Raw genomic sequence first — 15,510 nt, 5'->3', positions numbered from 1 at the left:
AGGAACCCCTGATATGCCGCTTTCTTCGCAGTTACAGCAGCACTGGCAGACCGTTTGCGAACGTCTGCCCGAGTCGTTACCCGCGTCATCGTTAAGCGAGCAGGCGAAAAGCGTGCTCACGTTCAGTGATTTTGTGCAGGAAAGCGTCAGCGCTAACCCGGAATGGCTGGCGGAGCTGGAAAGCGCGCCGCCGCAGGCTGACGAGTGGCGGCATTATGCCAGCTGGCTGCAAACCGCGCTGGCAGATGTAACGGATGAGGCCACGCTGATGCGCGTTCTGCGTCAGTTCCGCCGCCGGGTAATGGTGCGCATTGCCTGGGCGCAGGCGCTGGAGCTGGTGAGCGAAGAGAGCACTTTGCAGCAGCTGAGCGAGCTGGCGCAGACGCTGATCGTCGCCGCGCGGGACTGGCTCTACGCTGCCTGCTGTAAAGAGTGGGGCACGCCGTGCAGCGAAGAAGGGGTTCCGCAACCGCTGTTAATTCTGGGGATGGGCAAGCTGGGTGGCTGCGAGCTGAACTTCTCCTCCGACATCGATCTGATCTTTGCCTGGCCGGAGAACGGCTCCACGCGCGGCGGGCGTCGCGAGCTGGACAACGCCCAGTTCTTTACCCGCCTTGGCCAGCGTCTGATTAAAGCGCTGGACCAGCCGACGCAGGACGGCTTCGTCTACCGTGTGGACATGCGCCTGCGCCCGTTTGGTGACAGCGGTCCGCTGGTGCTGAGCTTCGCCGCGCTGGAAGATTATTACCAGGAGCAGGGACGCGACTGGGAACGTTACGCGATGGTCAAAGCGCGGATCATGGGCGACAGCGACGACGCTTACGCCAACGAGCTGCGTGCCATGCTGCGCCCGTTTGTGTTCCGCCGCTACATTGACTTCAGCGTGATCCAGTCCCTGCGAAATATGAAAGGGATGATCGCCCGCGAGGTGCGCCGCCGTGGGCTGAAGGACAATATCAAGCTTGGCGCGGGCGGCATCCGCGAAATCGAATTTATCGTTCAGGTCTTCCAGCTGATCCGCGGCGGGCGCGAGCCGTCGCTGCAGTCCCGCTCGCTGCTGCCGACGCTGAGCGCCATTGAGCAGCTACACCTGCTGCCGGACGGCGACGCGCAAACCCTGCGCGAGGCCTATCTGTTCCTGCGCCGTCTGGAAAACCTGCTGCAGAGCATCAACGACGAACAGACCCAGACCCTGCCGGGCGATGACCTTAACCGGGCGCGTCTGGCCTGGGGCATGCGCGTGGACGACTGGTCAACGTTGACCCAACGGCTGGATGCCCATATGGCAGGCGTGCGCCGCATCTTTAACGATCTGATCGGCGACGACGAAAGTGAATCGCCGGACGATGCGCTCTCCGAGCACTGGCGCGAACTGTGGCAGGACGCGCTTCAGGAAGATGACACCACGCCGGTGCTGGCGCACTTAAGCGACGATGCCCGCCATCGCGTGGTGGCCTTAATTGCTGATTTCCGTCTGGAGCTGAACAAGCGCGCCATCGGCCCGCGCGGTCGTCAGGTGCTGGATCATCTGATGCCGCACCTGCTGAGCGAGGTCTGCTCGCGTGAGGACGCGCCGGTGCCGCTGTCGCGCATGATGCCGCTGCTGAGCGGGATTATCACGCGCACCACCTATCTTGAGCTGCTGAGCGAATTTCCGGGGGCGCTGAAGCACCTGATTTCCCTCTGCGCCGCGTCGCCGATGGTGGCCAACAAGCTGGCGCGCTACCCGCTGCTGCTGGATGAACTGCTCGACCCGAACACGCTGTATCAGCCAACGGCGACGGACGCCTACCGGGACGAGCTGCGCCAGTATCTCCTGCGCGTGCCGGAAGAGGACGAAGAGCAACAGCTGGAGGCGCTGCGTCAGTTTAAGCAGGCCCAGATGCTGCGCGTCGCAGCGGCGGACATCGCCGGTACGCTGCCGGTGATGAAAGTGAGCGATCACTTAACCTGGCTGGCGGAAGCGATTATTGATGCGGTTGTCCATCAGGCGTGGGTGCAGATGGTGGCGCGCTACGGCCAGCCGAAACACCTCGCTGACCGTGAGGGGCGAGGGTTTGCGGTGGTGGGTTACGGCAAGCTGGGCGGCTGGGAGCTGGGCTATAGCTCCGATCTGGATTTAATTTTCCTGCACGACTGCCCGGCGGACGTGATGACCGACGGCGAGCGCGAGATTGACGGGCGTCAGTTCTATCTGCGCCTGGCCCAGCGCATCATGCACCTGTTCAGCACCCGCACCTCGTCGGGGATTCTGTATGAAGTGGATGCGCGCCTGCGCCCGTCCGGCGCGGCGGGTATGCTGGTGACCTCAACGGACGCGTTTGCCGATTATCAGAAGAATGAAGCCTGGACGTGGGAGCATCAGGCGCTGGTGCGCGCTCGCGTGGTCTATGGCGATCCGCAGCTCAAAACGCAGTTTGACGTCATCCGCAAGGAGGTTATGACCACCATGCGTGATGGCAGCACGCTGCAAACGGAAGTGCGCGAAATGCGCGAGAAAATGCGCGCGCACCTCGGGAATAAACACCGCGATCGCTTTGATATCAAAGCCGATGAGGGCGGGATTACCGATATTGAGTTTATCACTCAGTACCTGGTGCTGCTGCACGCCCATGACAAGCCGAAGCTGACGCGCTGGTCCGATAACGTGCGCATTCTGGAACTGCTGGCGCAAAACGACATCATGGACGAGCAGGAGGCCCAGGCCTTAACCCGCGCCTACACCACGCTGCGCGATGAACTTCATCACCTGGCATTGCAGGAGCAGCCGGGGCATGTGGTGCTGGACTGTTTTGTTCATGAACGTGCTCAGGTAACGGCCAGCTGGCAGAAGTGGCTGGTGGAACCGTGCGTAACAAATCAAGTGTGATATTATCGCGCGCAAATTGTGAATCTTTCTGGAGTCAGGAATGAAAGTAACACTGCCAGAGTTTGAACGTGCTGGAGTAATGGTTGTTGGGGATGTGATGCTGGATCGCTACTGGTATGGGCCTACCAGCCGCATATCCCCGGAAGCACCGGTGCCGGTGGTTAAGGTCGACACCATTGAAGAACGTCCCGGCGGCGCGGCAAACGTGGCGATGAACATTGCCTCTCTGGGCGCGCACTCGCGTCTGGTGGGCCTGACCGGCATCGACGATGCGGCGCGCGCGCTGAGCAAGTCGCTGGCGGACGTGAACGTGAAGTGCGACTTCGTTTCTGTTCCGACCCACCCAACGATTACGAAACTGCGCGTGCTGTCGCGCAACCAGCAGCTGATCCGACTCGATTTTGAAGAAGGCTTTGAAGGCGTCGACCCTGAACCGCTGCACGAGCGTATCAACCAGGCGCTGGGTAATATCGGCGCACTGGTGCTTTCCGACTACGCCAAAGGCGCGCTTACGAGCGTGCAGACGATGATTCAGCTGGCGCGCAAAGCCAGCGTGCCGGTGCTGATCGACCCGAAAGGCACCGATTTTGAGCGCTATCGCGGCGCGACGCTGCTGACGCCAAACCTCTCCGAGTTTGAAGCGGTGGCGGGCAAGTGTAAAACGGAAGACGAACTGGTTGAGCGCGGCATGAAGATCATTGCTGACTTCGAGCTCTCTGCGCTGCTGGTGACCCGCTCCGAGCAGGGGATGACGCTGCTGCAGCCGGGCAAGGCGCCGCTGCATATGCCAACCCAGGCGCAGGAAGTGTACGACGTGACCGGTGCCGGCGATACGGTGATCGGCGTGCTGGCGGCGACGCTGGCAGCGGGTAACTCCCTTGAAGAGGCATGCTACTTCGCTAACGCCGCGGCGGGCGTGGTGGTGGGGAAACTGGGTACCTCAACCGTTTCGCCAATCGAACTGGAAAACGCGGTGCGCGGCCGCGCCGACACCGGTTTTGGCGTCATGACCGAAGACGAGCTGAAGGTGGCCGTTGCCGCCGCGCGCAAGCGTGGTGAAAAAGTGGTGATGACCAACGGCGTGTTTGACATTCTGCACGCGGGCCACGTGTCGTATCTGGCGAACGCGCGCAAGCTGGGCGACCGCCTGATTGTGGCGGTCAACAGCGATGCGTCGACGAAGCGCCTGAAGGGCGAAACGCGTCCGGTGAACCCACTGGAGCAGCGTATGATCGTGCTCGGCGCGCTGGAAGCGGTGGACTGGGTGGTGTCGTTTGAAGAAGACACGCCGCAGCGCCTGATTGCCGGCATTCTGCCGGACCTGCTGGTAAAAGGCGGGGATTACAAGCCGGAGCAAATCGCGGGCAGCGAAGAGGTCTGGGCCAACGGCGGTGAAGTGATGGTGCTCAACTTTGAGGACGGGTGCTCAACCACCAACATCATCAAGAAGATCCAGAAAGACAGTCAGTAAAAAACGGGCCTGTTGGCCCGTTTTTTTATGTCGGATGGCGGCTGCGCCTTACCCGACCTGCACGTTCATGTAGGCCCGGTAAGGCGTAGCCGCCACCGGGCACAACAGGCCGCACTTACTCCTGGTCGTCCACCGGTGGAATAGCCGGTGCTGGCTTCACTTCTTCCGGTGCATTACGGTTTTCCAGCTCGGTCAGACGCTGTTCCAGCAGCGCCAGCTTCTCGCGGGTGCGCAGCAGAACCTGGGTCTGCACGTCAAACTCTTCGCGGCTGACTAAATCAAGGCGAACCAGCTGCGCCTGCAGCGTCTGGCGGATTTTCTTTTCTACGTCATCACCAAATTCACGAATGCCTTTCGGCATGGACTCATGAACCTGACGCGCGATCTGCTCAATTTTTTTCGGGTCAATCATAATGGCTTCCCTTGATAAGTCGGTGTTGATGAACATTGTAGCGCGTCATGACCCAGGATAAAGCAGATTTGTTTGAAGCTTATGCATTGCCCAGGTTAATCAATAGCGTTATAGTTATCTCGCTTATTCTCAGGGCGGGGCGAAATTCCCCACCGGCGGTAAATCAGCGTCATGCTGAAAGCCCGCGAGCGCTTTGAGTGAATTCTCAAAGGTCAGCAGATCCGGTGTAATTCCGGGGCCGACGGTTAGAGTCCGGATGGGAGAGAGTAACGATCCAGTCGGGCATGGCCCGCTCACGTTATTTTTTTGCCGCTTGTACGGCGCTCCTAAGACTGCCCTGATTCTGGTAACCATAAAGTTAATGAGGTTTTTTTACCATGAATCAGACGCTACTTTCCTCTTTTGGCACTTCAATTCAACGTGTTGAACATGCACTGGATGCACTGCGCGAAGGCCGCGGTGTGATGGTGCTTGACGATGAAAACCGTGAAAACGAAGGCGACATGATTTTTGCCGCCGAAAACATGACCGTTGAGCAGATGGCGCTGACCATCCGTCACGGCAGCGGCATCGTATGCCTGTGTATTACCGAAGACCGCCGCCAGCAGCTCGATCTGCCGATGATGGTTGAAAACAACACCAGCGCCTTCGGAACCGGCTTTACCGTGACCATTGAAGCGGCCCATGGCGTGACTACCGGTGTGTCGGCGGCTGACCGTCTGACGACCGTGCGTGCAGCGATTGCCGATGACGCAAAACCATCCGATCTCCACCGTCCAGGCCACGTCTTCCCGCTGCGTGCGCAGCCGGGCGGCGTGCTGACCCGTGGTGGCCACACCGAAGCGACCATCGATCTGGTGACGCTGGCTGGCTTCAAACCGGCTGGCGTGCTGTGCGAACTCACTAATGATGACGGCACCATGGCGCGCGCGCCGGAGTGCATCACCTTTGCGCGTCTGCACAACATGCCGGTGGTGACGATTGAAGATCTGGTGGAGTACCGCCAGGCGCACGAGCGCAAAGCCAGCTGAAGTTGCTGATGTGAAAAAGCCGGGGAAACCCGGCTTTTTTGTTGCTAGTGATAGTTAATTTTGAATAACACCACGGTTTCGAAAGGACCGGACTGGATAGCTTTTCCTTCTACTGGTGACAGCTCTGCGGTGTAATCCTGCTGATATTGCAGCGTGCTGCCCGTAAAATCGGCATATTCTTCATAGTGGTTAAAGGTGTAGGGCTGAGTGCCGTTGAGTATTCTCAACTGCAAGCCATTCCCAATAAGTAATGCCGTGTCCTCAGCGGTGAGCGATTCCGTAGTATAGAACGACGAATCCATTTTGAACCCATCTGAACATTGTGCATCCTGCACCTTCGTCGTCTTCACCGAAAAGGTTCGTCTACGCGTCTGCTGATTCACAATATCGCGCGCGCTGAAGGTGCCAAAATCGATCTCCTGATTCTCCGGGAAAATACTGAACGTCGCCCCACAATCCAGCACGGTAATGTTTTGCAGACCGTTGATGTGATATTTGAGGTTTTTCGCGTCCGACATCTGGTTCACGCCGCCTTTTCCGTCAAACTGGACAACGATGTAATCGCCCAGGGAGCTGACGTAGCCGTGGGGCGGCATCGCTTTGATTTTGACGTATAAGCGCAGGCGAGCAACAAAGGTGCGCGAGGTATGGATATCGTCCGGGTTACCGGAGCAGATCAGGTTTTCCCAGCCCATCTGCCGGATCTGCGCCGGGGTATAAATCGTGATGTTTTGGTTGTCCAGACACTGGCGGGTATCGACGCCGTTAGGCTGGCCGGTTGCATCGTAATCCATCCCTTCATAGGTCACGCCCAGTTCATAATAGGGATCCGATGCGGCAGGATAAGGGTTTACCCAGGCGAAGATATCTTCTTGTTCAAAACCGCCGACAACGTTGTGGTTGCACGTCACCGGAATTTTGATGTCATCTGATTCCCAAATTTTTTCGCCCACCTGCGCATTGCTGGGAATGGCGAACGGCGAGATGGTTTTGGTCTCCTCAACGGGACCGCCGGAGCTGCCCAGATAGCAGTCCAGTGCCAGCGCCTCTTTTAACGGCAGTGCAGAAACCAGCAAAATAAACAGGATATTAGCGAGATTTCGCATCTTTTTCGATCTTCCGTTCGGTAAGTTTGCACTGCGCTGTACCCGCGCATTGCACGTCGACTTTTTTCAACGCACCGTAATCGTCGATATAGCCGATGCTGTAATAATTACCGTGGTAGTCACCGGTAGAGGCTGTTGCCGTTGCGAAAGGTGCAAGCATCAGGCTGTCGAAGCCCGGCAGCATGGTTTTGGCATTCTTACTGAGCCAGGCCAGGGTGATGTAGTACGGCGTCGGGTTATGTATAGTCAGCCCTTTCGCGGTGGCTGAAATTTCCATCCGCATTTCTGCCTGCTCGCCGGGCTTTTTGGTAATTGCTTTAGGACGCCAGAACAGTTTGATCCTGCTCTGCATCGCCACCTGCATGACGCTGCGCTCTTCGCTGGCGCTGGTGCTTTTTGGCGGCACTTCTCGCAGGTTGAAATAGAACAGGGATTCCCTGTCTTTTGGCGACTGGCCGGTGGCCGCTTGCTTAACGATCCTGACCTGCGACGCGGAGCCCGCTTCAATGCGTTGAATCGGAGGCAGCGCCATGAAGTGCGTATCCTCCTTGCGGCCTTTCTCATCTTCAATCCAGGAGAGCGCCAGATAGGGCAGCGCTTTGCTCTGGTTTTCTATCTTCAGGCTGCTGGCCTTGTCGCTTTCCGGGAAGACAATGCGCGTGCGGTCCAGGTTAACGGCTGCGTGGCTGGCAAATGCGGTGCCGATAAGCATCAGGCACAGGTTTTTAAGTAGGGTGAATTTCATCATGATTTCTTACTGACATGGCAGTATCAACTGCATACTGTTTTCGAGTTGTGAAGGTAACGCGAAGCGACACTGCTGATTGTCCCCCCACGTTACGCGGAACTGCTGTTCTGGCTCTACGGCGCCCAGCCAGACGTGGCCATCATCGGCGACCATTCCAATCTGTCGATCGTTATCCAGCAGGCGAACAATCGCCCCCAGCGGCGGCGTGCCGGACGGCGTACGTAAGATGCCTGTAATATCGTTGCCTGCTCGGGTTGCAATTTGACGGTACCCGATGGCGCCCTCTGTCCAGGTTGAAGTCACGACGCGGGTGTCCACGTCTACGCCATCGGGCAGATTGTTCATATTGACCTGCACGCTGGAGGGCGAATAGCTGGAAATGGACGGTAAAACGCCAATGCCAAAGCGGTTGGTTTCATCCCGCGACATGTTCAGCGGGATGTTGCCTACGCCGTCGGTACTGACCATCACGCGCGGCTCGTTACCGTAGCTGCGACGATGCAGCGCAGCACCTTTGGCCGTTGAGGTGAAGGAGCCATTCCAGCTGGCACTCAGGGAATTGTATTCATTAGCCTTATAACTCCCGGAGAGATTCAGGTCGCCATATGGAGAATAATGTTGATAGTTACCGCTCACCTGCGCGCCGGCATCTGATTTCTCGCTCTCGGTACCTGCGGAAACACCCCAGGTATTGTTGCGGTCTGATGTGTCATACCACGAAACGTTCTGACTCAGACTGTCGCCGTTACGCAGGTCGTAATTCAGACGATGATCGGGGTCGAGCGGTACGCTCAGTGAGAGGTAGAACTGCGTATCGTCGTCTTCGTCTTCATAGTGCGTTTTACTCCACGACACGGTGACGCCCAGGTTTTTCCAGCGACCAATGTCAAAGTTATAGCCTGCTGTCACGCTGCCCGTTGTGGAGGGGGTGTCATTCCACCAGGTTTGACGCAGCATGTTGACATAGAGGTTGAGCGATAGCGCTGAAATGTACTGGCTTGCCGTCACGCTGAGCGTCTGTTTTTCTGACTGGCGGTCGTTATTGTCATCATCCAGAAAACGGGCGTAGCTGAGAAACTGCGGGTCTGAGTAGCGATAGCTGGCGAGCGTAAGCTGGCTGCCGGTGGTATCGAAACGTTTACTGTAGTTAAAGCGGTAGCTGTAACCTGTCTGGCTATTCTGATTGGGCAACCGGCTGGTCGCCTGCGTCACGTCAAAAGAGAGGGCGCCCAGGTACTCCATATTTTGTCCGATCCCGGCGGCAACGGACCGGTAACGATCGCCATCGGCGAGCGAACCGCCATAAAGGGAGGTTTGTGACAGCATACCCCAGGAGAATTCACCGCTCATAAAGGCGTTATCTTCAACGTCATGAGACGCGTCTTTTCGCGCTTTTCCGGTCGCCAGCTTATAGCGAACCTGACCTTTACGCGTTAAAAACGGCACCGATTCTGCCGAGACCTGGAAGGTGCTGACGCGCCCATCCTCTTCCGTCACCTTTACGTCCAGCGTGCCCTGCACAGACTGGTTAAGATCCTGAATAACAAACGGTCCCGGCGGAACTTTACTTTGATAGATCACGCGATCGGCCAGGCTGACCGTGACCGTCGCGTTGGTTTGCGCAATCCCGGTAATTTGTGGCGCGTAACCCCGCAGGGACCATGGTAGCATGCGTTCATCGCTGATCAGGGAGGCGCCGGTATAGGTAAACGCATCAAAAATGGCAGACTGAAAATCCGTTTCGCCAAGGGTCAACTTCGCCCCGAGTGAAGGCAAGGGGCGGAACATGTAAACACGGGAAAAACGTCCGTCATGTTCAGAGCCGGCGTCGGTATGCGTTTGTGTGTACTGATAATCGCTGCGCAACCGCCATGGACCCATATTGGCACCGGCGGTCCCATAGGTGTTGGCGTTATCCGAGGCCGATCCGTTATTGGGCTGGTAATGACTGGCGAACAGGTTGTAATCCAGCAATACGCCCGGCACGCCGTTGTCCCATGTGGAGGGAGGCATCCAGTCAGCGGCACGATACTGCAGCCATGCCTGCGGAACGGTAACTTTTAACGTTTGGGTTGTTTGCTCAAACGTAAAGGTAATATCGGGCCTGGAGGTGAAATCAATGCATCCGTCTTTTTCGGGTAAAGCGTTACGAATATCATCTTTTAGTGCAAAGGTATCAGCCAGTTCAGACGGAATACATACCTGTACTGAATCATTAAACGCTTTCCAGTTAAGCTGCCATCCGTTCGCCAGTGGAACGTCATTAATAGAAACGGTAACAAAATAGCTTCCGGGGATGACGGCTATTTCATCTTTAAAAAGAGAAAGATCGACGCTGCCTCGCTGGTCTTTATCAATAGCATTGATATTAAACTCAGTGGCGCAGGTGAATTTCGCCATTAACAGGGACGCAATGATGATTATTTTTTGTAATTTATATGTCATCATCCTGTTACTCAAAATAATGTTGCGGACCGACTGACGCATTAAGCCAGCCGGTCTGTTTTGTCGCGTAGTATTATTTGTACATCAGCACATAGTTGGCGGTGGCTTCTACCTGGCCGGCAGTCGCGGTTTTACCTGCAGGCACTTCCATTAACGCTTTAAAGTGCAGCGTTTGAGTAGTGGAGCCTGCCAGCAGATCAACTTCATTAGCCGCGCCCAGCGTGATGTTGGATTCGGCGTTATCCAGCAAACGAACGCCCACGTTCTGTGCGCCGCTGGCGTAGGTGTTAGTCATGAGATTGGTGTCAGTCGCGTCTGTTGCTGCGCTGGTGAAGGTGACATCGACTTTGGTAATTGGCGTGTCGGTCTCATCAGCAGGATCGTCAAGCTGGCAGTTTTCCAGGTTGATATCAACCGGAACAGCAGTAGACTTTTTGTTGGCATTAATAACGGCAGTGGTCACTTCACCCAGGTCAACTTCTTTGTCAACGCTGTCCGGTGCAATGCTGCATGGTGCATCAATAACCACGCCTTTAAATTTAATTTTGCCGGAACCCTGTTCTTCCGCGAAGGCAGAACCCGATACAATGGCAGCCATCGCAACCGCTAACAGTACTTTTTTACCCATATACATGAAAATATCCTTTTTCAAATGAATTCATACTCTGAATATTAATTTCAGAAAGCAGTTTGAGTATACGGGAGGATGGGGAGAGAATGCGATTACTGTAGCTTAAAGCTAATTTAAGTTAACCTTTATATATAATTTCTGTTGATTGTAAGGTCCGGCCTGCTCCCCTGATTTAGCGGCTGAGCAGCGATGATAATATAATTTTTTTAATGTATTTTTGGTCGGTATAAATGTTGACATTAATTTTATAATATTTACTGGCATTGGTGCGGGTTATTATTGTCATCTGTATTTCACAGCCAGTGAGTATAGTCTGATGAGGGGGTCTGTACGTGGTTAAGCAGCCTCATATTCAAATTTCCTGATGATGATCTTCACGGTTATCTGCGTTCATCTTTATCTGAATGCGCGTAATGTAGAACCATCAAATTGACACCTTCTCTAAGGATACCACCATGTCATCTTCCCGTATGCCGGCCCTGTTTTTAGGCCACGGTAGCCCAATGAACGTTCTGGAAGACAACGTCTATACCCGTACCTGGCGTCATCTGGGCGAGACGCTGCCGCGACCGAAGGCGATTGTGGTGGTGTCCGCGCACTGGTTCACCCGTGGCACTGGCGTGACCGCCATGGAAGCACCAAAGACCATTCATGATTTCGGCGGCTTCCCGCAGGCGCTGTACGATACGCATTATCCGGCTCCAGGATCGCCTGAGCTGGCGCAAAAGCTGGTGGATTTGCTGGCTCCTGTCCCGGTCGCGCTGGATAAAGAAGCCTGGGGCTTTGACCACGGCTCGTGGGGCGTGCTGATAAAAATGTACCCCGATGCGGATATCCCGATGGTGCAGTTGAGCATCGACAGCACTAAACCGGCTGCCTGGCATCTGGAGATGGGCCGCAAGCTGGCGAACCTGCGTGATGAAGGCATCATGCTGGTGGCAAGCGGCAACGTGGTGCATAACCTGCGCACGGCGCGCTGGCACGGTGAGAATACGCCTTACCCGTGGGCGGCCGCTTTTAACGACTACGTCAAAGCGAACCTGACCTGGCAAGGCCCGGTTGAGGAGCATCCGCTGGTGAACTATCTGGATCACGAAGGCGGTTCGCTTTCTAACCCGACGCCGGAACACTTCCTGCCGCTGCTTTATGTTTTGGGCGCATGGGACGGTCAGGAGCCGGTTACTATTCCGGTTGACGGCATTGAGATGGGCAGTTTGAGTATGCTGTCGGTGCAGGTTGGGTGAAAACATGCCGGGCCAGGCGAAGCCGCCACCCGGCAGATCTTACTCTACGAAAATATGCGGATAGAACCGTGACAAATCCTGCGTGATCAGCGCGCGGTCTTCGCGAATGCCAATCCCGGCGGGCCGATCGTTGATGAGCCAGCTGCCAATCAGCGTATAGCTGTCGCCAAACTTCGGCAGTTGCCAGAATTCCTGGACGATCATTCCTTCTTCGCCGTACGGTCCTTCAACCGCTTCCAGCGTTTTACCGTTTTCGATAATTGAGACGTTCGCCCCTTCGCGGGAAAAAATCGGCTTAACGACGTATTTTTCCATCGGCGGGAAATCATCTTCCGCAAAATAAGCTGGCAGCAGGTTAGGATGGTTCGGGAACATCTCCCACAGCATCGGCAGCAGGGCTTTATTAGAGATAATGCTCTTCCATGCCGGTTCCAGCCAGCGCACGCCCGCGTCTTCCAGCTTGGTGGAGAACATTTCGCGCAGCATGTATTCCCACGGATAGAGCTTGAACAGGTTGCTGATCACCTGATCCTGCATATCCGTAAACTGACCTTTTTCCCCCAGGCCGATATCCTCGATATAGAGGAACTCGGTCGCCACTTCAGCTTCAGCAGCGCAGTCCTGCAGATACTGAACCGTACCACGGTCTTCTTCCGTGTCGCGGCAGCAGGCAAGATGCAGCAGGTTGAAGCCAAACTGCTCCCGCAGCTCGGCAAAACGCTCAATCAGCTTTTCCTGCAGGCTGTTGAACTGGTCGCTGCCTTCCGGTAGGTTTCCGGCGTTCATCTGATCTTCCAGCCAAATCCACTGGAAGAACGCCGCTTCATAAAGGGAGGTTGGCGTATCTGCGTTGTTTTCTAACAGCTTCGGTTCACCCACGCCGTCCCACGCCAGATCGAGGCGAGAGTAAAGCGAGGGCTGATTTGTTTTCCACGACTGCCGGACGAAACTCCAGGTGTGCTTCGGAATACGGAATTTGGTCATCAGCGCGTCGCTGTCGATGACCTTTTCCACAACCTTCAGGCACATCTGGTGCAGCTCGGCCGTCACCTCTTCCAGTTTTTCCACCTGGTCGAGCGTCAGTTTGTAGTAAGCATCTTCACACCAGTACGGCTCCCCGTACATGGTGTGAAAGTTAAAACCGTATTCGGTGGCTTTTTCGCGCCAGTCCGGGCGCTCGGTAATACCGACTCGTTCCATGATCAGCCGCCCATTGAGCGAGTAGAAGTGCCTGTTGCACTACGCTGCATGCTGGTCTGTTTTGCCACAGACTCACCGAACCCACCGCGGGTGATGGTGCTGGTGGTTGCAGGCTTCGGCGCCATCGCGGTTTTCGGGACGGTCACGGTGCGGCCCGGGGTCGCTGCGCCGTAGCCTTTGCCACTGGCATCGGTATATTGACCATAAGCCGGGCTGGCCGGGTTTTTCGAGCTAAACAGCGGTTGCTGCTGATAGCCTGCACCGCCACCCATCAGGCGGCCCATCATGTAGCCTGCCATTAGTGGCATCCAGAAGCTGCCGCTGGACTGCGCCTGCGCCTGATTTTCCGGCGCAGTACCTGCCTGAGCCGGTGTCTGCTGACACTGACCTTCACCAAATTCCGCCACGCAGTCTTCGCGTGAGGCGTATTTTGGCGCGGTGCGTTCCGCTTCTTTCAGCGCGTTGGTGTAGGCGGTTTTACATTCTGCTGCCTGGCCGGTTGCGGCAGAGCAGTCGTCCGCGTTTTGATACAGCGATACCGTTTCGTCGTTTTTCTCACAGCCTGCCAGCATAAAGACAGCGGTTACTGCCAGCGCAACAGGGGTGAGGTGACGTGCGTTCCAGCTTTTGCGGAACGACGCGTGATTGATCGTTTTTGTCCGTTTCATGTTTGTCTTCCAGGACCCAGTGGTAATAACGCTCAGGATAGTGGATGAGTGGTTGAAAATGAAGCGAAGAGAGGCGGAATCAGGGGGATCTTTACGTTGGCTTACGTTCGAGGGGATGCAGATGCGCCCTCTCCCGGTGGGAGAGGGCGTGATAACAACTTTAGTTACGGAACGGGTTAGAGCCTTTGCTGGCGGACGTAGTAGTAGTACGCGCTGCCGCTGGCTGTGCAGCAGGCTCGCTGCCGTTAGCGTTGAAGTTATCAACGGCGGCAACCTGCTCCGGGTTCTCCGGCGCAACGCTGTCCGGAGAGGTGGAGACCGGTTTGCCCAGCGCGCTGTTCAGCATCTGCAGATCCTGCTCGTTCAGCGTACCGAGCGCCTGCTTGATGTTCAGCTGGTTAATCAGGTACTGGTAACGCGCGCTTGAGAGTTGCTGCTTCGCGTTGTACAGCGTGGTGGTCGCGTCGAGCACGTCAACGATGGTGCGGGTACCCACGGAGTAACCGGCTTCCATCGCGTCCAGGGAGCTCTGTGCAGACACCACGGCCTGTTTATAGGCATTGATGCTGCTGATGGAGGCGTTGACGTTGTTGAAGGAGGAGCGAACGGTCTGCACCACGTTGCGGTGCGCGCTTTCCAGCTGCTCGCTCGCGCCAACAAAGTTGTACTGCGCCTGTTTCACCTGGGAATTAACCATCCCGCCCTGATACAGCGGCAGGGAGAAACTCAGGCCCACTTTGTTCTGACCCATATTGCTGTCGTCATAAGCCTGTGAATTGGCACCATTCGTTTTAGAGCCGCTATAGGTGGTATCAGAGACGCCGGTCGACGCGCTCAGGCTCAGAGTTGGCAGATGGCCATCCTGCGCCTGACGAATTTGCTCGCGGGCCAGGTCCTGGCTCAGACGCGCCTGCAGCAACGTCAGGTTACGGTTTTCCGCCTCTTTCAGCAGGGCGTTAACGGCCTGCGGCTTATCCGTTTTGAAGCTGTCCACGTTCAGGGACGCCAGCTCAGGGTAGTAATTTCCGGTCACCTGACGCAGGGATTCCAGCGCGTTGTCGAGGTTGTTACGCGCGGTCACTTCGTTAGCCAGCACGGTGTCATACTGTGAACGGGCGTTCTGCACGTCGGTGATCGCTACCAGACCCACGTTGAAGCGCTGAGTGGTTTGATCTAACTGGCGGTAGATCGCCTGTTTCTGCGCTTCGGTGTAGGAGAGCGCGTCAATGGCGCTCAGCACGTTGAAGTACGCGGTTGCAGTGTTCAGGATCAGCGTCTGCTGGTCGGTCTGATAGGTCACATCCTGGATGCCCGCGCTCTTTTCCTGCAGGGTCAGGGCGCGCCATTTGGACATATCAAACAGCGTCTGTGTTAATTGCAGTGAGGCGCTGGTAGCATTGGAGTTAACGCCGTTAGCGTCGCGGAAACCGTTGCTGTAGGTATAATCTGCACCTAAACCTAACTGCGGCAGCAGTGGGCTACGCGCTTCGTTAATCTTTTCAAACGCAGCATCACGATCGGCCGCTGATTTACGTAAATCAGGGTTGCCCAGACGTGCCTGCTGGTAGACCTGTAACAGGTTTTCCGCCTGGCTCATTGCACTGAAGCCCGTCAGGCTCAGGCCGATAAGGATGGGGAGCAATTTCTTCATTTGCATTCCTTGTTGTGAAGCAGTATTAGCGCTG

Annotated in this window: 12 protein-coding genes and 1 riboswitch; of the genes, 4 read left to right on the top strand and 8 right to left on the bottom strand. The window is 56.1% G+C overall.

Annotated features, from left to right (window positions below):
* Positions 1–13 precede the first annotated feature (13 nt).
* Positions 14–2,869, top strand: a complete 2,856-nt coding sequence (gene glnE / locus V1603_RS23380; RefSeq protein ID WP_395313330.1) for a bifunctional [glutamate--ammonia ligase]-adenylyl-L-tyrosine phosphorylase/[glutamate--ammonia-ligase] adenylyltransferase — start codon at positions 14–16, stop codon at positions 2,867–2,869.
* Positions 2,870–2,909: 40 nt separating this feature from the next.
* Positions 2,910–4,340: a bifunctional D-glycero-beta-D-manno-heptose-7-phosphate kinase/D-glycero-beta-D-manno-heptose 1-phosphate adenylyltransferase HldE gene (hldE, locus tag V1603_RS23375; RefSeq protein WP_395313329.1), complete on the top strand. Its 1,431-nt coding sequence runs from the start codon at positions 2,910–2,912 to the stop codon at positions 4,338–4,340.
* Between the two features lie 115 nt (positions 4,341–4,455).
* Here hldE and ubiK read toward each other — a convergent pair whose 3' ends face one another.
* Positions 4,456–4,752, bottom strand: a complete 297-nt coding sequence (gene ubiK / locus V1603_RS23370) for a ubiquinone biosynthesis accessory factor UbiK (protein WP_014071796.1) — start codon at positions 4,750–4,752, stop codon at positions 4,456–4,458.
* A gap of 121 nt (positions 4,753–4,873) precedes the next feature.
* Positions 4,874–5,024, top strand: a riboswitch (FMN riboswitch).
* A 105-nt stretch (positions 5,025–5,129) separates the two neighbouring features.
* Between ubiK and ribB the strand changes: the two genes are divergently transcribed.
* Positions 5,130–5,783 (top strand): 3,4-dihydroxy-2-butanone-4-phosphate synthase, encoded by a 654-nt coding sequence (ribB, locus tag V1603_RS23365; RefSeq protein WP_116342096.1) that lies wholly within the window; start codon positions 5,130–5,132, stop codon positions 5,781–5,783.
* 44 nt (positions 5,784–5,827) lie between these two features.
* Here the strand turns inward: ribB and V1603_RS23360 are convergent, their stop codons facing one another.
* The 4 genes from V1603_RS23360 to V1603_RS23345 all read right to left on the bottom strand — a co-directional run bounded on the left by V1603_RS23360 (position 5,828) and on the right by V1603_RS23345 (position 10,716).
* Complete coding sequence (locus V1603_RS23360) at positions 5,828–6,889, bottom strand: fimbrial protein (RefSeq protein ID WP_395313328.1); 1,062 nt, start codon at positions 6,887–6,889, stop codon at positions 5,828–5,830.
* Entirely contained in the window at positions 6,873–7,634 is a 762-nt protein-coding gene (locus V1603_RS23355) for a molecular chaperone (RefSeq protein ID WP_395314009.1), read from the bottom strand. Before V1603_RS23355 ends, V1603_RS23360 begins: the two co-directional genes overlap by 17 nt.
* A 9-nt stretch (positions 7,635–7,643) precedes the next feature.
* A complete protein-coding gene (locus V1603_RS23350; protein WP_233002879.1) occupies positions 7,644–10,082 on the bottom strand; it encodes a fimbria/pilus outer membrane usher protein in 2,439 nt (812 codons plus the stop codon).
* 73 nt (positions 10,083–10,155) lie between these two features.
* Positions 10,156–10,716 carry a fimbrial protein gene (locus tag V1603_RS23345; RefSeq protein WP_233002798.1) on the bottom strand — a complete coding sequence of 187 codons (561 nt, stop codon included), beginning with the start codon at positions 10,714–10,716 and terminating at the stop codon, positions 10,156–10,158.
* 452 nt (positions 10,717–11,168) lie between these two features.
* Here V1603_RS23345 and ygiD point away from each other — a divergent pair, with 452 nt between their 5' ends.
* Positions 11,169–11,957: a 4,5-DOPA dioxygenase extradiol gene (gene ygiD / locus V1603_RS23340; protein ID WP_395313327.1), complete on the top strand. Its 789-nt coding sequence runs from the start codon at positions 11,169–11,171 to the stop codon at positions 11,955–11,957.
* 39 nt (positions 11,958–11,996) lie between these two features.
* Here ygiD and V1603_RS23335 read toward each other — a convergent pair whose 3' ends face one another.
* The 3 genes from V1603_RS23335 to tolC all read right to left on the bottom strand — a co-directional run bounded on the left by V1603_RS23335 (position 11,997) and on the right by tolC (position 15,476).
* The gene (locus V1603_RS23335; protein WP_233002800.1) at positions 11,997–13,157 is read right to left on the bottom strand and encodes a glutathionylspermidine synthase family protein; all 1,161 of its coding nucleotides are present in this window, start codon (positions 13,155–13,157) and stop codon (positions 11,997–11,999) included.
* 2 nt (positions 13,158–13,159) lie between these two features.
* A complete protein-coding gene (locus tag V1603_RS23330; protein WP_028014445.1) occupies positions 13,160–13,825 on the bottom strand; it encodes a DUF1190 family protein in 666 nt (221 codons plus the stop codon).
* Positions 13,826–13,985: 160 nt separating this feature from the next.
* Positions 13,986–15,476: an outer membrane channel protein TolC gene (tolC, locus tag V1603_RS23325; RefSeq protein WP_395313326.1), complete on the bottom strand. Its 1,491-nt coding sequence runs from the start codon at positions 15,474–15,476 to the stop codon at positions 13,986–13,988.
* Between the last annotated feature and the right edge of the window lie 34 nt (positions 15,477–15,510).

This window comes from Enterobacter sp. ECC-219 (assembly GCF_043966805.1).
Lineage (GTDB): Bacteria > Pseudomonadota > Gammaproteobacteria > Enterobacterales > Enterobacteriaceae > Enterobacter > Enterobacter cloacae_N.
Note: the sequence above shows the minus strand (reverse complement) of the source record. Positions and strands in the feature narration are given on the sequence as shown.